Annotated in this window: 19 protein-coding genes; 12 read left to right on the top strand and 7 right to left on the bottom strand. The window is 72.8% G+C overall.

The features are described from left to right. Nucleotides 1-18: 18 nt before the first annotated feature. Together ACFVXA_RS21990 and ACFVXA_RS21985 are read left to right on the top strand one after the other, a co-directional pair. The gene (locus tag ACFVXA_RS21990) at nucleotides 19-1,020 is read left to right on the top strand and encodes a DMT family transporter (RefSeq protein WP_390026108.1); all 1,002 of its coding nucleotides are present in this window, start codon (nucleotides 19-21) and stop codon (nucleotides 1,018-1,020) included. Nucleotides 1,021-1,192: 172 nt separating this feature from the next. After that, complete coding sequence (locus tag ACFVXA_RS21985) at nucleotides 1,193-2,125, top strand: LysR substrate-binding domain-containing protein (protein WP_384019504.1); 933 nt, start codon at nucleotides 1,193-1,195, stop codon at nucleotides 2,123-2,125. A 293-nt stretch (nucleotides 2,126-2,418) separates the two neighbouring features. Here the strand turns inward: ACFVXA_RS21985 and ACFVXA_RS21980 are convergent, their stop codons facing one another. Continuing rightward, the gene (locus tag ACFVXA_RS21980; protein ID WP_390026106.1) at nucleotides 2,419-3,612 is read right to left on the bottom strand and encodes a hypothetical protein; all 1,194 of its coding nucleotides are present in this window, start codon (nucleotides 3,610-3,612) and stop codon (nucleotides 2,419-2,421) included. Next, nucleotides 3,609-5,033, bottom strand: a complete 1,425-nt coding sequence (locus ACFVXA_RS21975; RefSeq protein ID WP_390026132.1) for a HesA/MoeB/ThiF family protein — start codon at nucleotides 5,031-5,033, stop codon at nucleotides 3,609-3,611. The genes ACFVXA_RS21980 and ACFVXA_RS21975 overlap by 4 nt, the downstream gene beginning before the upstream one ends. A 376-nt stretch (nucleotides 5,034-5,409) precedes the next feature. On the opposite strand from ACFVXA_RS21975, the gene ACFVXA_RS21970 reads away from it, so the two are divergent. Next, complete coding sequence (locus ACFVXA_RS21970; RefSeq protein WP_390026104.1) at nucleotides 5,410-6,687, top strand: M14 family zinc carboxypeptidase; 1,278 nt, start codon at nucleotides 5,410-5,412, stop codon at nucleotides 6,685-6,687. A gap of 56 nt (nucleotides 6,688-6,743) precedes the next feature. Here the strand turns inward: ACFVXA_RS21970 and pepN are convergent, their stop codons facing one another. Beyond that, nucleotides 6,744-9,314, bottom strand: a complete 2,571-nt coding sequence (gene pepN, locus ACFVXA_RS21965) for an aminopeptidase N (RefSeq protein WP_390026102.1) — start codon at nucleotides 9,312-9,314, stop codon at nucleotides 6,744-6,746. Nucleotides 9,315-9,426: 112 nt separating this feature from the next. Between pepN and ACFVXA_RS21960 the strand changes: the two genes are divergently transcribed. After that, the gene (locus tag ACFVXA_RS21960) at nucleotides 9,427-9,915 is read left to right on the top strand and encodes a DUF1203 domain-containing protein (RefSeq protein ID WP_383742693.1); all 489 of its coding nucleotides are present in this window, start codon (nucleotides 9,427-9,429) and stop codon (nucleotides 9,913-9,915) included. 37 nt (nucleotides 9,916-9,952) lie between these two features. Here the strand turns inward: ACFVXA_RS21960 and ACFVXA_RS21955 are convergent, their stop codons facing one another. From ACFVXA_RS21955 to ACFVXA_RS21945, 3 genes are all read right to left on the bottom strand, one after another. Continuing rightward, on the bottom strand, nucleotides 9,953-11,410 hold the full coding sequence (locus tag ACFVXA_RS21955) for a benzaldehyde dehydrogenase (RefSeq protein WP_390026100.1): 1,458 nt from the start codon (nucleotides 11,408-11,410) through the stop codon (nucleotides 9,953-9,955). A gap of 65 nt (nucleotides 11,411-11,475) precedes the next feature. Continuing rightward, a complete protein-coding gene (locus ACFVXA_RS21950; protein ID WP_390026098.1) occupies nucleotides 11,476-13,122 on the bottom strand; it encodes a thiamine pyrophosphate-dependent enzyme in 1,647 nt (548 codons plus the stop codon). 188 nt (nucleotides 13,123-13,310) lie between these two features. Continuing rightward, on the bottom strand, nucleotides 13,311-14,144 hold the full coding sequence (locus tag ACFVXA_RS21945; protein WP_390026096.1) for a GntR family transcriptional regulator: 834 nt from the start codon (nucleotides 14,142-14,144) through the stop codon (nucleotides 13,311-13,313). 403 nt (nucleotides 14,145-14,547) lie between these two features. Between ACFVXA_RS21945 and ACFVXA_RS21940 the strand changes: the two genes are divergently transcribed. From ACFVXA_RS21940 to ACFVXA_RS21915, 6 genes are all read left to right on the top strand, one after another. Then, entirely contained in the window at nucleotides 14,548-15,396 is an 849-nt protein-coding gene (locus ACFVXA_RS21940; protein ID WP_362018078.1) for a hypothetical protein, read from the top strand. 375 nt (nucleotides 15,397-15,771) lie between these two features. Then, nucleotides 15,772-16,713: a fumarylacetoacetate hydrolase family protein gene (locus ACFVXA_RS21935; protein ID WP_384397729.1), complete on the top strand. Its 942-nt coding sequence runs from the start codon at nucleotides 15,772-15,774 to the stop codon at nucleotides 16,711-16,713. 17 nt (nucleotides 16,714-16,730) lie between these two features. Beyond that, on the top strand, nucleotides 16,731-17,321 hold the full coding sequence (locus ACFVXA_RS21930) for an NAD(P)H-dependent oxidoreductase (RefSeq protein ID WP_362018082.1): 591 nt from the start codon (nucleotides 16,731-16,733) through the stop codon (nucleotides 17,319-17,321). Further along, on the top strand, nucleotides 17,318-18,880 hold the full coding sequence (locus ACFVXA_RS21925; RefSeq protein ID WP_390026094.1) for an MDR family MFS transporter: 1,563 nt from the start codon (nucleotides 17,318-17,320) through the stop codon (nucleotides 18,878-18,880). Before ACFVXA_RS21930 ends, ACFVXA_RS21925 begins: the two co-directional genes overlap by 4 nt. Further along, nucleotides 18,877-19,308 carry a heme-binding protein gene (locus ACFVXA_RS21920; RefSeq protein WP_383742710.1) on the top strand — a complete coding sequence of 144 codons (432 nt, stop codon included), beginning with the start codon at nucleotides 18,877-18,879 and terminating at the stop codon, nucleotides 19,306-19,308. The genes ACFVXA_RS21925 and ACFVXA_RS21920 overlap by 4 nt, the downstream gene beginning before the upstream one ends. 337 nt (nucleotides 19,309-19,645) lie before the next feature. After that, nucleotides 19,646-21,208, top strand: a complete 1,563-nt coding sequence (locus ACFVXA_RS21915) for an MFS transporter (protein WP_390026092.1) — start codon at nucleotides 19,646-19,648, stop codon at nucleotides 21,206-21,208. Between the two features lie 52 nt (nucleotides 21,209-21,260). Here ACFVXA_RS21915 and ACFVXA_RS21910 read toward each other — a convergent pair whose 3' ends face one another. Continuing rightward, nucleotides 21,261-22,277 (bottom strand): aspartate-semialdehyde dehydrogenase, encoded by a 1,017-nt coding sequence (locus ACFVXA_RS21910; RefSeq protein ID WP_362018090.1) that lies wholly within the window; start codon nucleotides 22,275-22,277, stop codon nucleotides 21,261-21,263. 211 nt (nucleotides 22,278-22,488) lie between these two features. On the opposite strand from ACFVXA_RS21910, the gene ACFVXA_RS21905 reads away from it, so the two are divergent. Beyond that, nucleotides 22,489-23,016: a sigma-70 family RNA polymerase sigma factor gene (locus ACFVXA_RS21905; RefSeq protein WP_362018092.1), complete on the top strand. Its 528-nt coding sequence runs from the start codon at nucleotides 22,489-22,491 to the stop codon at nucleotides 23,014-23,016. A 1-nt stretch (nucleotide 23,017) separates the two neighbouring features. Beyond that, nucleotides 23,018-23,944 (top strand): hypothetical protein, encoded by a 927-nt coding sequence (locus tag ACFVXA_RS21900; RefSeq protein WP_383906050.1) that lies wholly within the window; start codon nucleotides 23,018-23,020, stop codon nucleotides 23,942-23,944. The last annotated feature ends 39 nt before the right edge of the window (nucleotides 23,945-23,983 follow it).

Raw genomic sequence — 23,983 nt, 5'->3', positions numbered from 1 at the left:
GAGAGGCAAGGGATATCCGTGGCAGTCCTGGACCGGACGACACCTCCGCACGGCGCAACCAGCGCGGCGGCGAGGGCGAGTACGAGGGCGAGTACGAGTACGAGGGCGAGGTCCCGGACGAGGAGGGGGACCACGCGTCTCAGCGGGGCCACCGGTCTTGGCCTCGCCCTCGCCGCCGTCGCCACGGTCGTCTGGTCCGGCAGCTTCGTCGCCGCGCGCGCCCTGCACGACAGCGTGCCGCCCGTCCAACAGGCCTTCTGGCGTTGGGTCGTCGCGCTCCTGGCGGTCGCCCCGTTCGCGGCGCGCGAGGCATGGCGGCAGCGGGCGCTGGTACGCCGTCACCTGGGCCACGTCCTCCTCGCCGCCCTCCTCGGCGTCACCGTCTACAACACGCTGGTCAACCAGGCGGGCGTCTCCACCTCCGCGGGCAACATGGGCATGATCATGGCCGCGTCGCCGGTCCTGATGGCGGTCTACGAGCGGCTCGGTGGGGTACGCCTCGGGGCGCGCCGGGTCACCGGGATGCTGATCGCCTGCGCCGGCGTGGTGCTCCTGGTGGGCAAGGGCTCACTGGCGTCGACGGACTTCACCGCGGGCGACCTCTGGATGATCGCGGCGGCGACCTGTTTCGCGTCGTACAGCGCGCTCCTGCGCAGACGGCCCGCCGAACTCACCGGCCGCACCTTCCTGTTCACCACCTTCGCCCTCGGTACGGCGATGCTGCTTCCGGCGTTCGCCCTGAGTGTGATGGCCGAGGGGCCCTTCACCCCCACCACCGCGACCGTCGGCCCGCTCCTCTACGTCGGGACCGCCTCCTCCGCGGTCGCCTTCTTCGCCTGGAACAAGGCCATCTCCCTCATCGGAGCGGCCCGCGCCGGAACCGTCTACTACCTCCAGCCGGTCTGTGTGGCCGCCCTGTCCTACGCGCTCCTGGGCGAGCGGACGACGTGGACCCAACTCCTGTGCATGGCCCTGATCCTGGGCGGAGTCGTCCTCGGCGCGGCAGCCAAGGGCCGCTGAGCCGCCGCTGAGCCGTCGCTGACCCGCCGCTGAGCCGTCGTCGCGCCCTCGCCGCGCCGTCGCCAACGTTCGTGCGGCTCGGACCGTTGGTGCCGGAGCTGGATCTGGTGCTGGATCTGGTGCTGGATCTGGTGCTGGATCAGTGCCGCGACCGGCGGGATAGGTTGCCGCCATGGCTGAGTACGACAAGTGGGACATCCGGAAGCTGGAGATTCTGCGGACGTTGCGCGAGCGCGGGACCGTCACCGCGACCGCCCAGGCGCTGCTGATGACCCCCTCGGCCGTGTCGCAGCAGCTGACCAATCTCGCGAAGCAGCTCGGGGTGACCCTGCTGGAGGCGCAGGGGCGGCGGGTGCGGCTCACCGACGCGGCGGAGCTCGTGCTGCGGCACGCCGAGGCCGTCTTCGAGCAACTGGAAAGGGCCGACGCCGAGTTGGCCGCGTACGCGCACGGGGAGGTGGGTGAGGTGCGGGTCGGGGCCTTCTCCACCGCCGTGCCCGCCCTCGTCGTACCCGCCGTGCGGGCGCTGCGGGCGACGCGGCCCGGCATCTCCGTACAGGTGCGGGAGGCCGAGGCGGCGGAGGCGTACGAGTTGCTCGGCGCCGGAGTGGTGGACCTCGCGCTGTCGCTGGCCGCGCAGGCGCCGTCCGCCGCCGATCCCCGCTTCACCCGGGTGCCGCTGCTCGCCGATCCGCTCGACCTCGCGCTCCCTCGCGGTCACGCGCTCGCCGACGCGCCGGTCGTACGGCTCGCCGACTTCGCCGCCGAGTCGTGGATCTTCGGGGGGAGCGGGCCCTGGTCGGACATCACGCGCGGGGCGTGCGAGGCGGCCGGGTTCAGTCCGCACCAGGGGCACTCGGCTGCCGGGTGGACCGCGATTCTGGCCATGGTGGAGGCGGGGATGGGGGTGGCGCTGGTGCCGCGCATGGCCGCGGTGCGGCGGGAGGTGAGTGTGACGGGGGAAGGGGTGGTGATGCGGGAGCTAGCGGGAGAGCGTCCGCATCGGCATGTCGTGGCCGCGGTGCGGAGAGGGGCCGAGGAGGGGGCCGCGGTGGGGTTTGTGCTGGGGGCGCTGCGGAAGGTGGCCGAAGGGCTGGGGCGGTAGCGGTTCTCGCCTCCTCCGCCCCTGACCTCGCCCAAACTCTCGGCGCCGCTCGGGCACGGCTCCCATCGTCCCTGGAGGCTGCCGCCCCAGACCCCGCCTCGGCCTGAACGGCCATGTCCGCGGACCCGCACTCCGCCCTGAAGGGGCATGTCCGCGGACCCGCACTCCGCCCTGCACGGGCATGTCCGCGGACCCGCACTCCGCCCTGAACGGCCATGCCCGCGAAACGCCGGACGGGCTGACAGAACACCGGCGATATCGCGGGCGCGTTCGTCGACGTCACACGTCACACGTCACCGGCGGGATGTTCCCCGGCTGACCTCACTGACCTTGCGCGCGCGTCGGTTGCGCCACCAGGTGCGGGCCCAGAGCAGGTGGATGCCGCCCAGCGCGACGACGACGGCAGCGGAGTCGAGGCGCTGTGCCGCCGAGTGGCCGGGGCCCAGCCGCGTCACCGCGCGGGCGAAGAGCGTGACGTCCGCGGGCAGCGTGACGGTGGCGAGGAACGCGAGACACAGCGTGGTGCCCACGACGAGCACCACGCTGTACGCCCGCACGGCGCGCCGCTCATGGGCGGGGAGTTCGCGGCTCGGGTCCACGGCCCGGGCGCGGTGTCGGCCCGGGAGACGCCGGACCGCGTACTTCGCGTACGCCACCCCGTCCCCGTACAAGTCGCGGCAGCGCGTCACGTCCTGGAGCACGAAGTACAGGTCCGTGCGCATGAAGACCATGAGCTGGAAGGGGAGAGGGAGGAGAGCGAGGAGGGCGACGGCGGCGAGGATCCGCCGGGGCGTGCCGTGCGTGGCGCCCGCGCTCAGGGCGGCCACGGACGCGACCGTCAGGTTGGTCGCGATACCGGCGAGGTAGGCGGTCAGGCGGTGGCGGCGCGGGGCGAGTTCGATGCCGCTGATGTCCGTCTGCATGACCAGAAACTGGAGTCGTGTGCCCAGGCGCATCCGGCCGGGGACGCCGGTGGCGCGGGCGGCCAGCAGATGCGCGCACTCGTGGAGCAGCAGCAGCGTCCAGCCCACTCCCGCGCCGAGCGCGATCACCGCGCTGCCGTGCGGGCTCCAGAGGAGGGTGTGGTAACTGAGCGGTACGGGTGGGCGGGTGAGCAGGGCCACCGCGATCAGCAGGCCGATGAGGAACGGGACGGCGGGGCTGAGCACCCACCGCACATGCCGGGGCCGTATCCGGGCGAGTGTCGGCCTCGGCGGGGCGGGTGCCGGAACCTCCCGGCCGTCCACCTCCGCGACGAACCCGAGCCCTACCAGGGCCTCCACGAAATCCGGTACGTCGATGTCGTCGCCGGTCGCCTCCCGCAACCGTTCTTCGACCTCGGCCGCGCTCAGCCCCTGCGCCAGCAGATCCAGCGCCTGCTTGCCGACCTCGGGCAGCGCGACGAACCGGCCCGTCGCCATCCGCCCGACGATCCATTCGCCCCCGTCGGGGCGGGAGTCGAGGGCGTGCAGGCGTACCCGGGTCACGGGTGCACCTGGCTCGCCCGTTCGCCGCCCGTCCGTTCGCCGCCCGCTAGTTTGCCGCTCGCCCGCTCGCCGCCCGCTCGTTTGCCGCCTGCCCCTTCGCCGCCTGCCCGTTCGCCGCAGGCCGGGCAGTCCGGATGCCGCGGGGTCCTCTGGAGGATCGGATCGCCGGGCAGCATCAGGTTGATGCCGAAGCGGAAGCCCGGGTCCAGCGCGGGGACTCCGGTCAGCAGGGCGAGGGCCGCGTGGGCGAGCAGGCCACCGGAGAGCCCGGCGGTGACGGAGGTCGCAGGGTTCCACGGCATACGCGGGGAGGCGACCTCCGGGTCCTGGCCGGGCCCTAGGCGCAGATCGCGGCGGGCGGCCTCGCCGGCCCGCAGGCACTCCCAGCAGGCGCCCCGGCCGGGCACGTACACGCCCGCCGTCACCAGGGGCCCGCGGTAGCCGGCGTCGGCCCACGGAAGGCCCGCGGCCAGGCAGACCCGGTTCGCCCAGCGGCGGATGTCGTCGGGCCGGTCGGCGGCGAGGACGAGCAGATCGTAGGCGGGGGTGAGGCGGTCGTGGCCGGGGGCGAGGCGATCGTGGCCGGGCGTACGCGACGACGCCCCCTCGGGGGCTGCTCCCTTGGACCCCGGTCCCTTGGACGCCGCCCCTTCGGCCCCCGCCCCTTCGGCCCCCGCCCCCTCCGAAGCCACCCCCTCGGAGGCAGTCCCCTCGGCCCCCACCCCCTCGGCGGCCGCCCCCTCGAAGCCCGCCCCCACGGCCGTCGCCCCCGCCGCCCCGCCCACCAGCTCCGCCAAGTCCTCCGGCCCCCGTACCTCGCGTCGCTCCCCGGTGACCGTCACGTCCGAGTTCAGGGCCCGCAGGGTGGCCACCGCCGCGTCCACCTTGGGGCGGCCGAGGTCGGACTCGCGGTACAGGGGCTGGCGGTTGAGGTTCGACAGCTCCACGACGTCCGGGTCCACACAGTGCACGTGCCCGACGCCCGAGGCGACCAGGCTCTGCGCGGCGAAGCCTCCCGTGCCGCCGACTCCGATCAGCAGGACCCGGGCCCGGCGCAGCCGGAGCTGGGCCTCCCACGGGCTGCTACGGGGGCCGAGGTCCATCCAGCGCAGCAGCGGCACCCCGCGGCTGTAGCGCACCCGCTCCCGCTCGGGCACCGGCACGGGCGCCCCCGCGTCGTCCACGAACCCGGCGGCGAGCAGGTCCGCCATCGCCTGGCGGGCGTCCGCGCCGGGGAGGTCCGGGTGCGCCCGCACCACCTCCTCGACCACCGCGGACGGCTCCCGAGTCCCGTCCATCGCCTCGACCAGCGTCCACACCCAGCCCTGCGGATCGGCGATCTCCGCGCCGATGCCGTGGATGACGCTGCCGATACGGACATTGCCGTCGACCGTGCGGTACGCCCGGTGCTCGGGCTTGATCCGGGGCCGGCTGAACGCTTCGACGGTCACCGCCACCAGGACCCCCTCCCTATTGCAGGACCATGCCTTGACACTCTGGTCCCACGAGTCGAGCCTTGACAAGAGCGGTCGACGATCGCTCTGAAATGGTCAACATCCGTAAATATGTGAGGAGTTGGCGTGCCCACCAAGATTGTGATCCGCCCGTTGGACAAGAAGGAGACCACGGGCGACAGCAGCGGCGGCAACGGCGGCTGACCACGCTCGACCAGCGCGAGATACGGAAGATCCGCGAGAGAGGGGAGTCGGCATGGCCACCAAGATCGTGATCCGCCCGCTGGACAAGAAAGAGACCACCGGCGACAGCAACGCGAACGGCACCTGACCGGAAGCCGGCATGCGGGGAACCCTGTATCCCACCCTCGACGAGCTGGTGCGGCATGCTCGCGCGATGGTGGCGGCGCGGCCCGGCCTCCTGCGGCTGCGCGACATCGGGACCTCGCGTGCCGGCCGGCCGCTCTGGCTCCTGTCGGCCGGACACGGCTCCCGGCATCTGCTCACCGTCGCCGGAGCGCACGCCAACGAGCCCATCGGCGGGGCCACTTCGCTCCGGCTGGCCGAGGAGTTCGCCCGCGATCCGCGCGTCCTCGGCGCGGGCGTCCTGGACTGCACCTGGCACTTCCTGCTCTGCCTCGACCCGGACGGGGCGACGCTCGGGCAACGGTGGCTGAGCGGGCAGCCGTGGCCGGGCGGCGAGCGGCGCCACGGCCCCACCGTCGAGCGGTACTACCGCGACTTCTACCGCCCCGCCTTCGCGGCTCAGCCGGAATTCCCGCCCGTCGTGAGCGACCCGCGCGCCCCGATGCCGGAGTCCGGGGCCCTGCTGCGGCTCATCGACGAACTCCGCCCGGTCGCCCACTTCTCGCTGCACGGCGTCGAAGTCGGCGGATCGTTCCTGCAGTTGACCCGCACCGTGCCCGGCGCGGCGACCGGCTACCGCGAGATCGTGGCCGGCCTCGGGATCCCCCTGGAGCACCGGCCGTTCGACGGCATGGGATGGCTCCTGGACAGCCCCGGTGTGCTCGTCCTGCCGGACGGAAGCCCGACCGAGGAACGCGACCCGTCGGGCTACACCTCGCAGGCGACCTGGCTGTACGCGATGCGGCACGGGACCGTGTCGGCCGTCATCGAGGCGCCCTTCTGGAGCGTGGCGGGCGTCGGCGACGGACGGCCCGTGGCCGACCCGCCGCGCGAAGTCGCGAAGGCGAGTGAGATCCTGCTCGGCCGTTCCAAGGAACTGGAGTCGGTCATCGGCGAGTCGGGCCACCGGCCACCGAAGGAGCGGGAGCGGCTCGCCCACTTCACCGCGGCCCGGGAACTGATGGACATCGGCCCCGGGGTCGTGGACACCTGGACCACGGACGAACTCGCCGGCACCGTGGGCAACGCGGTCTCGCTCGGCATCGCCGCCCGCCGCATCCCGCTGCGCGCGGCGGCGATGATGCGCCAGGCCCTCGGGGACGAAGTCCCCGCACTGGACGGCCTCGTCCGCGCCTGGTCCCGCGACACGGCGCACACCTTCGACGCCCGCTGGGTGCCCGTCGACGCCCAGACCCGCCTGCAGACCCGCACCATGCTCGCGCTCGCCCACGCGCTGATGCGATGCGCCCCCTGATGTGAAAGGGGCGCCCGGCACATCGCCGGGCGCCCCCTGTCACGTGGACAGGACCGCTATGCGGCCGCGTCCGCCGTCTGCGCCTTCAGCGCGCGCTCGACCCCGGAGCGGGACTCCGAGATCAGGCGCCGCAGGGCCGCGTTGGGCTCGGCGGAGGCCAGCCACGTGTCCGTCTTGGCGAGGGTCTCCTCGGAGACCTGGAGGGACGGGTAGAGGCCGACGGCGATCTGCTGGGCCATCTCGTGCGAGCGGGCGTGCCAGACGTCCTTGACCACGGCGAAGAACCTGTCCGCGTACGGGGCGAGCAGCTCGCGCTGGTCGGTCTGGACGAAGCCCGCGATCACCGCCTCCTGCACGGCGTTCGGCAGCTTGTCGGACTCGACGACCGACGCCCAGGCCTCCGCCTTCGCCTCCTCGGTGGGCCGGGCGGCCCGGGCGGTGGCCGCGTGCCGCTCGCCGGCCGCCGTCTTGTCGCGCTCGTACTCGGCGGTGATCTCCGCCTCGTCGAAGCGGCCGACCGCCGCGAGCCGCTCCACGAACGCCCAGCGCAGCTCGGTGTCGACGGCCAGGCCCTCGATGGTCTCCCGGCCTTCGAGCAGCGCCTCCAGGAGGTCCAGCTGCTCCGGCGTACGGGCGGTCGCCGCGAAGGCGCGCGCCCAGGCCAGCTGGTGGTCGCTGCCGGGCGCGGCCGCGCGCAGGTGGGCGAGGGTCGCCTCCGTCCAGCGGGTCAGCAGGGCCTCGCGGGTGGCCGGGTCGGCGTACAGCTCGATCGCCAGCTTCACCTGGCGGTGCAGGGACTGCACCACGCCGATGTCGGACTCCTTGCCGATGCCGGACAGGACGAGCGACAGGTAGTCGCGGGTCGCGAGCTCCGCGTCGCGGGTCATGTCCCAGGCCGAGGCCCAGCACAGCGCACGCGGCAGGGACGACTCGAAGTCGCCCAGGTGCTCGGTGACGAAGGCCAGCGAGGCCTCGTCCAGACGGACCTTCGCGTACGACAGGTCGTCGTCGTTGAGCAGGACGACCGCCGGGCGGCGCTTGCCGACCAGCTGCGGTACGGCGGTCAGCTCGCCGTCGACGTCCAGCTCGATGCGCTCGGCGCGCACCAGCTTGCCGCTCGCGTCGTCCAGCTCGTACAGGCCGATGGCGATGCGGTGCGGACGCAGCGTCGGCTCGCCCTTGGCGCCGGCGGGCAGCGCCGGGGCCTCCTGGCGGATGGCGAAGGACGTGAAGACGCCGTCCGCGTCCGTCTCGACCTCCGGGCGCAGGATGTTGATGCCGGCGGTCTGCAGCCACTTCTGCGACCAGGTCTTCAGGTCCCGGCCGGAGGTCTCCTCCAGGGCGCCCAGCAGATCGCTGAGCCGCGTGTTGCCGTACGCGTGCGCCTTGAAGTACGCCTGCACGCCCCGGAAGAACTCGTCCATGCCGACGTACGCGACGAGCTGCTTGAGGACCGAGGCGCCCTTGGCGTACGTGATGCCGTCGAAGTTGACGAGGACGTCGTCCAGGTCGCGGATCTCGGCCATGATCGGGTGGGTGGAGGGCAGCTGGTCCTGCCGGTAGGCCCACGTCTTCATGGAGTTGGCGAACGTGGTCCACGAGTGCGGCCATCTGCTGTCCGGCGCGTACGCCTGGCAGGCGATGGACGTGTACGTGGCGAACGACTCGTTCAGCCAGAGGTCGTTCCACCACTCCATGGTCACGAGGTCGCCGAACCACATGTGCGCGAGCTCGTGCAGGATCGTCTCGGCACGCACCTCGTACGCGGCGTCCGTCACCTTGGACCGGAAGACGTACTGGTCGCGGATCGTCACCGCCCCCGCGTTCTCCATCGCGCCCGCGTTGAACTCCGGTACGAACAGCTGGTCGTACTTCTTGAACGGGTACGCGTAGTCGAACTTCTCCTGGAACCAGTCGAAGCCCTGCCGGGTGACCTCGAAGATCGCGTCCGAGTCGAGGAACTCCGCGAGCGAGGGCCGACAGTAGATGCCGAGCGGGACGGACTGTCCGTCCTTCTCGTAGACACTGTGCACGGAGTGGTACGGGCCCACGATCAGCGCGGTGATGTACGTCGAGATCCGCGGCGTCGGCTCGAAGACCCAGACGTCGTCCTTGGGCTCCGGCGTCGGCGAGTTGGAGATGACGGTCCAGCCCGAGGGCGCCTTCACGGTGAACTGGAAGGTGGCCTTCAGGTCGGGCTGCTCGAAGGACGCGAAGACGCGGCGGGCGTCCGGGACCTCGAACTGGGTGTACAGGTAGGCCTGCTGGTCGACCGGGTCGACGAACCGGTGCAGACCCTCGCCGGTGTTGGTGTACGCGCAGTCCGCGACGACGCGGAGCACGTTGCGGCCCGCCAGCAGCCCAGGGAGGGCGATGCGTGAATCCTGGAAGACGGCCGCGGGGTCGAGCGCGTCTCCGTTCAGGGTGACCTCGTGGAGGGTCGGAGCGACCAGGTCGATGAAGGACTCCGCGCCGTTCTCGTCGACATCGAAGCGCACCGTGGTCACGGACCGGTAGGTGCCGCCCTCCTGCGCGCCGGAGAGGTCGAGATCGATCTCGTACGAGTCAACGGTGAGCAGCTTCGCCCGCTGCTGCGCCTCTTCGCGGGTCAGGTTTGTGCCAGGCACGCGGTCATCTCCTCGTTATGGGTGGGTTGCGCCATCCTTCCACGGGAGCCGCAGGGAATGCGATGTCCGTTTCCCGCCGGTGAGCGGCCCGCGCGGGCGGGAGCCTGGACCCATGACGACGTACACCGCACGCCCCATCGAACCGGCCGTCCTGAAGGAACTCCGCGACACCGACGACGCGGGCCGCCCCCGCGTTCCGCTGACCGACGAGGAGGGCGGCGCTCCGCTCCGCTGCTGCCTGCGCCGCAGCGAGCCCGGCGAGCGCATCGCCCTCGTCTCCTACGCCCCGCTGCGCCGCTGGGCGGCGGAAACGGGCGCCGAGCCGGGCGCGTACGACGAGCAGGGCCCCGTCTTCATCCACGCTGAGGAGTGCCCGGGGCCCGAGGGGGAGGGGTACGCGTTCGCGGGGGCGCGTCGCACGGTGCGCCGGTACTCGGCCGACGGGCACATCCTCGGCGGGCGGCTGGTGGAGGATCCCGCGGGTCCCGAGGGATTCGACGCGGCTTTCGAGGAGGCCTTCGACGACCCGGCCGTGGCGCTGGTGCACGTCCGGGCCGTCGAGTACGGGTGCTTTCTGTACGAGGTGCGAAGGCCCCGCTAGAGCTGCCTCGGCAGTGGCCGCGGTGGAGGGCCGCGTCCTAGAAGGGATACGCGGCCTGGGTCGAGCGGGCCGTGATCCAGCGGGTCTCCGTGAACGCCTCGATGTTGGCGGCGCCGCCGAAGCGGGCTCCCGTGCCGGAGGCGGCGACACCGCCGAAGGGGGCGACGGCCTCGTCGTTGACCGTCTGGTCGTTGATGTGGACCAGGCCGGTGGGGATGCGCTCGGCGAGGTCGAGGCCGCGCAGCACGTCGCCGGTGAGGATGCCGAGCGACAGCCCGTACGGCGTGGCCGTGGCCAGGGCCACCGCCTCGTCCAGGTCCGAGAAGGCCCGGACCGGCGCGACCGGGCCGAAGACCTCCTCGGCGTACGCGGGTGAGGCGTCGGTCAGGCCGGTGAGAACGGTCGGCCGGTAGAAGAGGTCCTGGTAGGTGCCGCCGGCCAGCACCCGGGCGCCGCCGTCGACGCTGGAGCGGACCAGCTGATGGATCTTGTCGCGCTGGCCCGCGTCGATGATCGGGCCGAGCGCCACCTCCTCCTTCGCCGGGTTGCCGACCGGCAGGTGATCGGCCTTCTCCGCGAGCCGTTCGACGTACTCGTCGGCGATCGACGCGTGGACCAGGTGACGTCCGGTGGACATGCAGACCTGACCCTGGTGGAAGAAGGAGCCCCAGGCGGCGGTGGACACCGCGCGGTCCAGATCCGCGTCGGGCAGCACGATCAGCGCGGAGTTGCCGCCCAGTTCGAGATGGGCGCGCTTGAGGTGCTCGGCCGCGGTGGCGCCGACCCTGCGGCCCGCCGCGGTGGACCCGGTGAAGGAGATCACCCGCACTTGCGGGGCTGACACCAGCGCGGCCCCGGTGTCGGCGCCGCCCGGCAGCAGATGCAGCACGTCCGCGGGCAGCCCGGCCTCCTCGAACACCCGCATGAGCGCCACGCCGCCGGACACGGCGGTGCGCAGATCGGGCTTGAGCAGGACCGCGTTGCCGAGGGCGAGGGCCGGGGCCACCGAGCGGATCGCCAGCACGAGCGGCACGTTGAACGGGGCGATGACCCCGACGACCCCGGCGGGCACCCGGCGGGCCAGGCTGAGCCGGGGCTCGGCGGAGGGCAGCACCTCGCCGAGGGGGCGTGAGACGAGCGCGGCGGCCTCGTAGCACTCCTGGGCGGCGGTCCCCGTCTCGAAGGCCGCCTTGCCGGGGATGCTCCCGGCCTCCCGGACCAGCCACTGCTGGATCTCCTCGGCGTGCCGGGTGAACAGGTCGCCGGCCCGGCGCAGCACGGCGGCGCGCTCGGTGTACGGGGTGCGCGCCCAGGCGGTCTGGGCCCGTGCGGCGCGTTCGGCCGCGGCCGAGACGTCCTCCGCGGTGGCGACGCCTATGACGTCCAGGACTTCACCGGTGGCGGGTTCGACCACGGGGGCAGTACCGCCTGCCATGGCCGTCCAGCCGCCGATGTGGGCCTTGCCGGACCAGAGGGTGGGATCGAGCAGGGGCATCACGGCCTCCTGAGGTGCGGGTCGGGGAGGAGAAGGGAAGGGGAGGTGGGGCGGGTGGGGGGAGGTCAGGGGCGGAAGTCGTCGCCGACGGCGACGGAGACCTCGAGGACGAGGGGTTCGGTGCGGTCGGGCAGACCGGGGACGAGCGTGTCGAGCGCCTCGCACAGGTCGCCGTACTCGGTGATCCGGCGCACGGGGCAGCCGAGGGACTCCGCGAGTCCGGCCACGCTCACCTCGTCGAAGGCGGGCCACGGCGGCTTGCCGCCCTGCTGCTCGGCGAGCTTGTCCATGACGGCGTAGCGGCCGTTGGCGAGGACGACGAAGACGGCGCCGACGCCGTAGTGGACGGCGGTCCACAGGGACTGGATCTGGTACAGGGAGGAGCCGTCACCGACGACGGCGACCACCGGGCGGCGCGGCTGTCCCATGCGGACCCCGATCGCGGCGGGCAGGGCGAAGCCGAGGCCGCCCATGGCGGCGCTGAGGAAGCCGAGCGGTGCCCGGGCGGGCAGCAGGGCATGCAGGTCGGGGCGGGACGACGGGGTCTCCTCCACGACCACGGTGTCCGCCGGGAGCCGTCGCGCGAGGGCCGCGAGGACGTGCGCGGGGCTCAACCGCTCTCCGGGAGCCGGGGGTTCGGCGTGCGCCACGCGCCGTACCGGCTCGGCCGCGGCCGGCCGGGGCGGGGTGCGGCGGGCGAGCCGGTCGCAGAAGTCGGGCAGCGCGGTGACGACGGCCAGTTCGGCCGGGGCGCGCTGGGCCTCGGCCGGGTCGTCGGTGACCACGACGACCCGCGCGTCCGTCAACCGGCCGGGTGCGTAAGGGTATTGGCGCAGGAAGGGGGCGCCGACGCAGAGCACCAGGTCGTACGGCGCGAGCGTGGTCCGCAGCCGGGGCCGGTCGGCGGGCAGATGGCCGGCGAACAGCCGGTGGTCCTGCGGGAACCCGGCCCGCGCGCCGAAGGGTTCCTGCCACACCGGGCAGTTCAGCCGCTCGGCGAGTGCGGTGAGCGCGCTCCAGGTGCCGGCGCTGTCCGCGCCCGCGCCCACCACGAGGGCCGGCGCCGTCGCCTCGGCCAGCAGGTCCGCGACCTCGGCGACCGCTGCCGGGTCGGCGGCGGCGGACCGGCGCAGCAGCGTGGGCGCGGGGACGGGCAGCTCCTCGGCCGGCTCCGCCCAGTCGTTCATCGGGACCAGGACCAGGGCCGGACCGCGTCCCTCGCGGGCGGCGTGCACGGCCCGTCCGAGCGCTCCGGGCACGTCCTGGGCGCGGGCCGGGGTCTCCACCCGGACCGGGTAGTCCCCGGCCAGCCCCGCCAACCGCCCGGCGAGGAACGGTTCCTGGGCGAGGTGGCGGCGGTCCTGCTGGCCCACCAGGACCACGAGTGGCGCCCGGTTGACGCGGGCGGTGGCCAGTGCGCCCACGGCGTTGCCGAGCCCGGCCGTGGTGTGCAGCAGGACCAGCGCGGGCTGCTCGCGGGCCAGCGCCCAGCCGGTCGCCGCGCCCACGACGGACCCCTCGTGCAGGGCCAGTACGAACTCCAGGTCCTCGGGCAGATCGGTCAGCAGGGACACCTCCGTCGAGCCCGGGTTGGCGAAGAGGGTGGTCAGACCGTGCAGCCGGAGCACGTCGAAGGCGGCGTCGCGGACGGTTCGGGGAGCGTGGGGCGGGTGGGGAGCGCGGGGGGTGCGGAGGGTGGTGGCGGTACGCACGTCGGTGGTGTCGGTGGTGTCGGTGGTGTCAGCGCTGGCGCTGGTGCCGGTACCTGCTGTGGCAGTACCGGCAGTACCGGCAGTACCGGCAGTACCGGCAGTACCGGTGGTACCGGCAGTACCGGTGGTACCGGCAGTACCGGCCCTGGGGGTGGGAGGGGCGTTGCCGTCGGCGGTGGGGGGCCGCGTCATGACAGGGTGCTCCAGCGGTTCGGGACCTGGCCGCCCAGGCCCACGTTCGCCCGCAGCCAGGCGCCGAGGGCCTCGGTGAGCCCGGCGTCGGAGGCGGCGGGGGCGTCGCCGGCCTTGCGGACGGAGACGACTCGCTTGACGGCCTCCTGGTGGTAGGCGAGGACCACCGAGGCCGCGTGCGCCGCGTCGCGGGAGGCGACCGCGTCCACGATCCGCATGCGCCCCGGCTGAAGGGTGTCGGCGACCCGGCCCCAGTCGCCGTCCTCGCCGCCGGACAGCTTGACCGCGAGGCCGATCTGGACCTCGGAGATGAACCGGCACAGCGCGGCGAGCAGCGGGTTGTGGGAGATCTCGGAGAGGGTGACGAAGAACTGGTGCAGCGCCGTGGCGGACGCCTCGACGCCCTCGGCTTCGGGGATCCGCTCGGCCGCCCCGCGCAGCCCCGCGATCTCCTCGTCCAAGGCGTGCTCGGCGGCGAGTTCGGCGGCGTAGGCGTTGAGGACGCCGAGCAGTCCGAACACCTCCTTGGCGCCGACCTTCTCGACCTGCACGACGGACGCGATGGACATGGCGAGCAGGGTGTCGGCCTGCGCGTTGACCGTCGTACGGCTGCCGTTGCGGGCGGTGACCAGGCCCATCGCGGTCAGCACACGGATCGCCTCGCGGATGGTGGGGGCGCTGACCTCGTAGGAGGCGGCCAGCTCCCGTTCGGACGGCAGGCGCGCACCGTCGGGCAGCTCGCCGCTGAGGATCTGTGCGCGGAGGTCCTCGACGATCTGGTCGGCCACCCGGCCGCGGTAGATCTTCGCGGGGGTGTGAGGCACGGACATGTCACTCCCAAGGTGTTCCTGGACCGCCACGGGCCCATGGGACCTGGATGGTCCATCGTCTAGGAACGTAACCTACTTGGTAGGTTGATTCAACCCTCTTGCCGCCTCGGTCGGTGGCCCGTCTCCTTCGGGGGCGTCGTCTTCGGGTCTTCGAGGGCGCTCCGGGTCTCCGAGGGCATTGGGTTTCCTGAGAACCTCGCTACCTACCTTGACATAAACCTACTAGGAAGGTTTGGTGGTTGCACGGAGCGACGACCGGACGTCATCCAGAGCGAGCCTCGGCGCGAGCCGCCGGGACGCGGGACCCGGTCGATCGCCCTCAGTCATCAGGCCCGTTCGTGCGACGCCCCCGCGGGACGCACCGATCGCACACGGGCGAGCACCCGGACACCGGAGGACAGCGGTGAAGATCGCACCGTTCGACGAGAACGCGTTCAAGATGGACCACCCCAGGGGGACGGTCTCGTTCAACTACCTGCTCATGGGCGACCGGAGCAAGCCCCTGGAGAACTACCGCTACATCCTGGGTCGCCAGGAGGCCGACTTCCTCATGCCCCGGCACGCCCACACCTTCGAGCAGATCCGTCTGCCGCTGGTGGGCGACATGAACCTGGGCGAGCAGGGGATCCTGCATGAGGGCGAGGTCGGCTACTTCCCCGAGGGCCAGACCTACGGCCCGCAGGACGACCCCCTGGGCGACCCGAAGCAGCTTCAGCTCGTGCTGCAGTTCGGCGGCGCCTCGGCGCTCGGCATGGGCGCCGGCCGCGGCCGCGGCCCGGACAACAAGGAGGCGCAGGCCGAGCGCCGCGCACGCCGGGAGATCAAGTTCCCCCGGCCGCGCTACAACGGCGTCGTCATCAGCAACCCGACGCACTTCAACTACCTGCCCGTGCCCGGCTGGCCCGGCGTCGAGCGCAAGCACATCGGCACCTACACCGAGCGGCGGTTCTGGATCGAGTACATCCGGATCGCGGCCGGCGCCGAGTGGATCGCCGGCAGTGACGACGCGCGCCGGCTGACGGTGGTGCTGTCGGGCGCCGGCACGGTCGAGGACACCGCGATCGGCAGGCTCGCCGCGGTCGAGGTCGACCCCGGCGAGAAGGCACGGTACGTCGCCACCGACGAGCTGGTGCTGTTCAATGTCGGGCTGCCCCCGATCCAGGAACCCGCCGTGCCCTCGGACCAGTTCGACGTCATCACGACCGACGGCGGCATCCGCTTCGAGAACCCCAAGGAAGCCGACAACGGCTGAGCCCCGCCCGCCCCGACCGGCGCGGACCCGGGCCGGCGTGCCCTTCCCGGGCCGGCGCCGGCCCCTGACCACCCGCACCCGCACGGAAGCACTCACCGACCCTGGCAGCACTCACCGACCCTGGCAGCACTCACCGACCCTGGCAGCGCTCACCGGCCCAGGCGGCGGTCACCTGCCCGCACAACACCCCATAGCTGCACGGCGGCCCCCGCAAGCCGCACGCGGCTTCCCGCACTTGCATGCGCAGCTCCCCGCTCTCGCATGCGCAGAGCTCGGCCGCACTCGCATGCGCGGCCTCCCCGCACTCACCTGCGGGCGCGAACTCACCCGCAAGCGCGGCCCCTTCATCCGCCCTCACGGAAAGCTCAGTACCCCGTGAAAATCGCCTCTCGGCGGACCCCCTTCGGCGACCGGCTCTGCTTCGCCGAAGTCGTTCCGCACCATCTCCTCGACATCCAGGCCGCCTTCGTACGACGGCTGGAGACCCAAGGCGTCCACCGGGACGACGCCCTCGCCCGCTCCCGGCTCGACATCCCCGGGGACCTGCCCGCGCTGCTCCAGGCCGACCCGCAACTCACCGCCGTACGGTGGGTGTTCGACTGGGCCGTCGAGCAGGCGGACTCCGGTGACCTGCGGGACTGCCTGTGGTCCGACGACCCGGAGCGGCTCGGCCCGCCGGTCGGCCGCCCGCAGACCATCTGGTGCATGCTGGCGAACTATCCCCGGCGGCCGTCCGACCCCGACCAGCGGCAACAGCCCCAGCCGCAACGCGGACTCCAGGGCTGCCTCAAGCCGCCCGGCTCGCTCGCCGGCCCGCACGACGCGCTCCGCCACCCGGTGATCAGCGAGCGGGTGGATCCGGAGATGGAGCTGGCGGTGGTCATCGGCCACCGTTCCCGCTTCCTCACCCCCGATACCGCGCTGCGGGCGGTCGCCGGTTATGTCGGCTTCTGCGACGTCGGCTCGCGGGACGTGTCCGAGCGGGACAACAACCGCATGGACCGCGGCAAGGGCTTCGACACCTACGGGATCACCGGCCCCTGGTTCGTCACGGCCGACGAGATACCCGACCCGCACCGGCTGCGCATCCGCGGCTGGGTCAACGGCGAGCTGCGCCAGGACGGCAGCACCGCCCAGATGTTCCACTCCGTTCCCGAGCAGCTGGCCTGGCTCACCGAGGCGCTCACCCTGGCGCCCGGCGACGTGCTGTCGACCGGAACCCCGCCCGGCCACGGCGTCGTGCGGCCCGGCGACGTGGTCCGCGGCGAGATCGAGGGGCTCGGGGTCATCGAGAACAAAGTCGTCCTCGACGACTGAGCGACCGGAGGTCAGCCATGTCCGCATCCGCACCCAAGCTGCACATCATCGTCGGCAGCACCCGCCCCGGCCGGCGCGGCCCCGCCGTCGCCGCCTGGTTCCACGGCCTGGCGCTCAAGCACGCCGGCTTCGACGCCGGCCTCGTCGACCTCGCCGAGGTCGGCCTGCCACTGCTGGACGAACCGCGCCCGCCGCAGCGCGGCCGGTACGACCATGAGCACACCCGCCGGTGGAGCGAGATCGTGCGCACCGCCGACGCGTATGTCTTCGTGGTCCCCGAGTACAACCACAGCTACAACGCGGCCACCAAGAACGCCCTGGACTTCCTCGCGAAGGAGTGGGCCGGCAAGCCCGTCGCCTTCGTCGGGTACGGCGGGGTCGCCGCCGGGGCCAGAGCCGTCCACGCGCTGCTGCCCGTCGTGACCGCGCTCGGCATGGTGCCGCTCGCCGGGTCCGTGCACATCCCCTTCATCCGGCAGTCGATCACCTCCGACGGACGGTTCGAACCCGCCCCCGGCCTCGACGAGAACGCGACCGGCGTGATCGACGGACTGCACCGGCTGGCCGTCGGACTCCCGACGGTCCGGCCGGGCGCCCGGGTCGGGTGAGCGGCGACCCGGTCGCGGTGTCCGCCGGTGACGTGCCGGACGGGCGGCGCGGTCCACGGATCGTCATCAGCCAGCAGGTGGCCGTCTGCGTCGTCTATGTGTCCGGGCTGTTCCTGAGCACGCTGGACATGACCATCGTCAACGTCGCCCTGCCGACCATCGGCCACGCCTTCGACGTGCCGCCCACGTCCGTCGACACCGTCTCGATCTTCTATCTGGTGAGCCTGGCGGTCTCCGTGCCCGCCTCCGGCTGGCTCGGCGACCGGTTCGGCGGCAAGCGCACCCTGCTCACCGCCGTCGCGGTCTTCACGATCGGCTCGGCACTGTGCGGGACGGCGACGAGCCTTGGCGAACTGGTCGCGTTCCGGGTGCTGCAAGGCGCGGGCGGCGGCATGCTGGCCTCGGTCGGCATGGCGATGCTCCTGCGCGCCTTCGCCCCCTCGGAGCGGGTGCGGGCCTCGGCCGTCCTCAGCATCGCCAACGGCCTCGCCCCCACCCTCGGCCCCGTCCTCGGCGGCCTGCTGGTCACCCACGTCTCCTGGCGGGCGATCTTCTATGTGAACGTGCCGGTCGGCGTCTTCGCGACCGTCTTCGGGCTGCTGTGCCTGCGCGACGACCCCGCGCGGCCCACGGAACGGTTCGACCTGGCCGGCTTCGCGCTCGCCGCGTCCGGGTTCGGCCTGGTGATGTACGGCATCTCCGAGGGGCCTGAGCGGGGCTGGACCACGCCCTCCGTGGCCGCGGGCCTGGCCTGCGGCGCCGTGCTGGTGGCCGCGCTGGTCGTGGTCGAACTGCGCGGGCGGTCCCCGATGATCGACGTACGGCTGCTGACGGACCGGCTGTTCGCCTCCGGCTCCGCGGTCATGACCGTGCAGTCGGCGACCTTCCTCGGCACCCTGTTCACCCTCACGCTCTACTTCCAGGACGAGCGGGGCATGAGCCCGCAGGCCGCGGGACTGAGCACCTTCCCCGAGGCGCTGGGCGTGGTCGTCGGCTCGCAGCTCGCCAGCCGGCTGCTCTATCGAAGGCTTCGCCCCCGCCGGCATCTGATGCTCGGCGCGGGCGGGACCAGTGTGACCGTCGCCCTGATGGGCCTGCTGCGCGAGGACACCGCCCTGTGGGTGGTCGTACTGCTGCTCTTCTGCATGGGGCTCTGCGTCGGCCAGGTGTTCGTGGGCACCCAGTCCGCTTCGTTCGCCACCGTCTCGGCGTCCTCCTCCGGGCGGGCCTCGACCCTGTTCAACGTCGGCCGCAGGCTCGGCGGCGCCGTCGGGGTCGCGGTGGCCACCAGCGTCCTCGTCTCCGCCGGCCCGTCCGGCCAGGCCGCCTCCGGCGGTACCCCCGGCATCTCCGGTTACCGGGCTGCCTTCCTGACCGTCGCCGCCCTCAACCTGCTGGGCCTGTACGCGGCCACCCGGGTCAGCGACACCGAGGCGGCGAGCACCATCCCCCAACCCGCCGGGCGATCCGTGCCCGGGACACCCGAGAAATCACCCCGGCGACCCGAGAAGGCACCCGGGAAACCCCAGAAAGAAAAAGAAGAGGAGCCACAGCCATGAGTGGACTGACCCTGGACCAGGCGTCGGAGATCGTGGACGCCGCGCTGAGCCACGCGCGCGAACGGGGGCTGCGTCCCCTGACCGTCACGGTGCTCGACCCGGGCGGCCACCCGGTGGTCGTCAAGCGGGAGGACGGCGCGGGCATTCTGCGCCCGCAGATCGCCCACGCCAAGGCCTGGGGCTGCCTGGGCACCGGCGCGGGCGGCGCGGCCGGAGCCCGGCACGCGACCCGCGACCCCGCGTTCTTCGCCGCCCTCGCCGCCATCTCCGAGGGCCGCATCGCCTCCTCCCGGGGCGGCGTGCTGATCCGGGACGAGAGCGGAGAACTGCTCGGCTCGGTGGGCGTCAGCGGAGACCGCCCCGAGAACGACGAGGCCGTCGCCGTCTTCGGCGTGGAGAAGGCCGGCCTCGTCGCCGACGCGGGCTGACCGCGGCCCCGACAGACGGCCGGGACCAACGGGACGGTCCCGGCCGGCACCGGAAACGGATGTAGCTCCACCGTTCGGCCCCGCCGAGCCCGGTGAACCCGCCGAGCCAGGCGGCCCTGCCGAGCCCGGCGACTCCGCCGAGCCCGGCGGCCCTGCTGAGTCCGGCGATTCTGCCGAGCCCGACGGCCCTGCCGAGCCCGGCGGCCCTGCCGCGCCCGGCGAATCCCCCGAGCCGGCGAACCCGAACGAGCCGCATTCCCCAGCGGGGGCGCGCCCGCGCCGCCCCCACGGCATCGAACACCCCGTACAGATAGCCGATGGGAACCAGAGGATCACCATGGCAAAGACGCCTGAAGACCTCGCAACACCTGACACCCCCGACACACCTGACACCCCGGACACACCCGCAGCCTCCGACCCCTCCGAACCCTCCTCCCTCTCGGAACCCTCCTCCCTCTCCGAACGCCAACGCCGACGAGCCCTGGTCATCTGCATCGCCGCCGCGTTCCTGACCCTCCTCGACGTCAGCATCGTCACCTTCGCGCTGCCGTCGATGGAGGAACATCTGCGCATGTCGCCCGCCGACGTCTCGCTGGCGATCGCCGGATACACCCTGACCTTCGGTCTGACCCTCGTCCCGGCCGGCCGCCTCGGGGACGAGTTCGGCCGCCGACGGATCTTCCTCCTGGGACTGTTGCTGTTCACCGTCACCGGCGTGCTCTGCGGAGCCGCCCCCAGCGCCGGCTGGCTGGACTTCGCCCGGCTGGCCCGGGGGATCACGGCCGGCCTGATCGCCCCCCAGGTCGTCGGACTGATGCAGCAGATGTATCCGAACCGGGAACGCGGCCGGGTCTTCGGCTACTACGGCGCCACGGTCGCCCTCTCCACGGCCATCGGCCCGCTCCTGGGCGGCGTGATCCTCCAGATCTTCGGCACGGCCGACGGCTGGCGCTACACCTTCTACCTGTTCGTCCCGTTCGCCGCGCTCGCCTTCGCCCTCGCCCTGCGGGCGTTGCCGCAGGACCGGCGGACCGGGGTGAGGCACAGCCTCGACCTGATCGGCGCCCTGGCGCTCGGACTCGCCGTCTCGGCCGTCATGCTGCCGCTGCTCCAGACCGGACAGAACGTGAACCGCCACTGGTGGCTGATGGGGGCCGGGGCCGTCCTGCTGGTCGTCTTCGTGGTGCGGGAGCGTGGTCTGGCACGGCGCGGCCGGCAGCCGCTCGTCGACCTGAACCTGTTCCGGGTCCGCGCCTACTGGATCGGTGTCCTGGTCGCGGCAGCCCTGTACGGCGGGTTCACGGGCATCTTCCTCGTCCTCGCCCAGTACCTCCAGCGGGGGCTGCACTACACGCCGTTGCAGTCGGCCCTGGCCACGGTGGCCTTCACCGCCGGTTCCGTGGCCTGCGGGATCGTCGCCGGCCGCCAGGTGCAGCGCTTCGGCCGCCTGCTGGTGATCGGCGGGACCGCCGTGACCACGCTCGGGCTGGCCTCCGCCGCCCTGGTGATCCGCTTCTCGTCCGCCGCGCACATGGGTCTGGTGCTGGCCCTGCCGCTGCTGGTGGCCGGCTGCGGCGCCGGCTGTGTCATCTCGGCCAACCAGACGCTCGCCCTGCAGCGCGTACCGCGCAGGGAGGGCAGCACGTCGGCCGGCGTCTACCAGACCGGCATGAAGATCGGCACCTCACTCGGGGTCACCCTGGCCACCTCCCTGTTCTTCCAGGAGATGACCGCCACCCGGGGCGACTACGCCGCCGCCGCGGCCCTCGGCCTCACCGGCTGTGCCGCCATGGCCGGCGCCGCCTTCCTCGTGGCGCTGCCGGGCCTCACGCTCCGCGTGCGCGGGCAGAGTCCGGCGGCCGTCGTGGCGGCGGACGAGGTGGGCAGCCTGGCGAGGTGACGCACGAGGGGGTGCCCACCGGTCGCGGTGGGCACCCCCTCGACGTATCCGTTCAGGCGCTGAGCTCGGCCGCCACCAGCTCCGCGATCTGCACCGCGTTCAGCGCGGCGCCCTTGCGGAGGTTGTCGTTGGAGACGAAGAGGGCGAGCCCGTGCTCGGCGGTCTCGTCGGCGCGGATGCGGCCGACGAACGAGGCGTCCTGACCGGCGGCCTGGAGCGGGGTCGGGATGTCGGAGAGGACGACGCCCGGGGCGCCGGCCAGCAGCTCCGTGGCCCGCTCGACCGTGATCGGACGCGCGAAACGGGCGTTCACCTGGAGCGAGTGACCCGAGAAGACGGGAACGCGGACACAGGTGCCGGAGACCTTGAGCGCCGGGATCTCCAGGATCTTGCGGGACTCGTTGCGGAGCTTCTGCTCCTCGTCCGTCTCGTGCAGGCCGTCGTCGACGATGGAACCGGCGAGCGGGAGCACGTTGAAGGCGATGGGCCGCTTGTAGACCTGCGGCTCGGGGAAGTCGACCGCCGCACCGTCGTGGGTGAGCTTGTCGGCGTCGGCGACGACCTTCAGCGCCTGCCCGTGCAGCTCGGCCACACCGGCGACACCGGAGCCGGAGACCGCCTGGTAGGTGGCGACGACCAGCGCCTCCAGGCCCGCCTCCTCGTGCAGCGGCTTCAGGACCGGCATCGCGGCCATCGTCGTGCAGTTCGGGTTGGCGATGATGCCCTTGGGCCGGTCGGCGATCGCGTGCGGGTTCACCTCGGAGACCACCAGGGGGACCTCGGGGTCCTTGCGCCACGCCGACGAGTTGTCGATCACGACCGCGCCCTGCGAGGCGACCTTCTCGGCCAGCGCCTTCGAGGTGGCGCCGCCCGCCGAGAACAGGACGATGTCGAGGCCGGAGTAGTCGGCCGTCGCGGCGTCCTCCACGGTCACGCCGTCGAGCACCGTCCCGGCCGAACGGGCCGAGGCGAACAGGCGCAGCTCGGTGACCGGGAAGTCCCGCTCGACCAGGATCCTGCGCATGACTGTGCCGACCTGACCGGTGGCTCCGACGATTCCGACCCTCACGGCGACTCCCTTTGCGTGCGTTTTACGTGGTCCAGCGCTTCCATCATGCGTCTCACCCCGGCCCGCGTGTCCAATCCTTTCCCCGACGAGCCCACCCAGTGGGACGGATCACGGTGTGCCCGGCGAGGCCGCAGGTCCGGGAAACTCCTCCGGCGTGCGGCGAACGTTTTCGCGCGCACCGGCGTCGTAGAGGAAACGCGGGAGGGGAGGGGTGGCTGTGCTGCGCAGAAAGGCCCGCCGCGTCCAGGGGGCGGACGACCCCCTCGACGCGGCCCAGGAACGCCGGGTGCGGGCGGTGCTCGCGCTCGGCGGCGTGCCGCAGGCGGACCTGCCGGACGGGGTGCAGCAGGTCCGCCTGCGGTTGCTGGAGCGCGCGGCGAAGGGGGACGAGGCGCCGCGTGACGTGTCGGCGTGGGCGGCGGTCGTCGCCTCGAACCTGGCGATGGACTGGCACCGGGCCAAGCGCCGCCAGGAGCGGCTCGGGGAGCGCCTCGCCTCGCTGCGGCAGCTGGAGCACCCCTCGGACGAGGACTCCAACGTGCTCTCGCTGGCCGTGGCGCAGGGCCTGGACGAGCTGCCCGACGCCCAGCGTCAGGTCCTCGTCCTGCGCTTCTACGCCGATCTTTCCGTGCGCGGGATCGCCGAGGAGCTCGGTATCCCGGAGGGCACGGTCAAGAGCAGGCTGCACACGGCGGTCCGCGCGCTGCGCGGCCGCCTGCACGAGGACGAGGTGGTGTGACGTGGCCGAGTACGCAGGCAATGCAGCCGCCGACGCGCTGCTGGCCGCGATCACGGACGAACCGCTGCCCGAAGGGGCCCACGAGGACGCCGCGTTCATGGCCGAGCACCGGTCGGCGATGGCGGACGTCGCGCTGCTGCGCCGGCAGCTGACAGCCATCGGGAACACGCTCGCGGACGGCGAGGTCCGTCAGGACATCACGGACCGTCAGGACACCAGGGACCGTCAGGACGCCAGAGACCGTGACGACACCAGGGACCGTCAGCACGACGGCGAGCGTCAGCAGGACAGTGAGCGTCACGACGGCAGCGAGCACCAGGGGAGCAGGAAGCCCGCAGCGGTGGCGAAGCCGCAGCTGGAGCCGCAGCTGGAGCCGAAGCCGAAGCTGGAGCCGAAGCCGCCGCGGCCACCGTCCCGGCGAAGGCGCCGTCCCTTCGCGATCGCCCTGGGCGGCCTCGCGGCCACCGCGGCCCTCTCCACGGTCGTCGGTCTGGGCTGGCTCGTGTCGCACAACGGGGGAGGGGCGGACAGCGCGTCCAAGAGTTCCGGCGGGAGTGCCGCCGACAGCGCGACCGGAGCGGGAGGCGCACCCTCCGACCCGGCGGGCGAGTTGGCCTGCTCCCGCCTCGTGGTCGAGGGCACGGTCGCCCGGGTGCGGGTGGACAAGGCGACCGCGCCCCGGTTCACCGTCGTGCTGACCGTCACGCGGTACTTCGTCCCGGACCACGGCCCGTCCCAGGTCACGTTCCTGCTGAGCGGCGGGGCCGAACCGAGTCCGCACCCGGGCGACCACGTGCTGATCCGCATTCCGCGGGGCGCGGACGGGCCGACGCTGTGGGCCGTGGGCGACCCCCTCGTCGCCACGAACCGCGCGTGGATCACGAAGGCACTGCCGCAGGCGCGCACCACCCAGTGCGAGCAGCAGTGAGCATCACGCGGTGCGAGCGGCAATGAGCATCACGCGGTG

The organism is Streptomyces sp. NPDC058246 (assembly GCF_042881985.1).
GTDB lineage: Bacteria > Actinomycetota > Actinomycetes > Streptomycetales > Streptomycetaceae > Streptomyces.
Note: the sequence above shows the minus strand (reverse complement) of the source record. Positions and strands in the feature narration are given on the sequence as shown.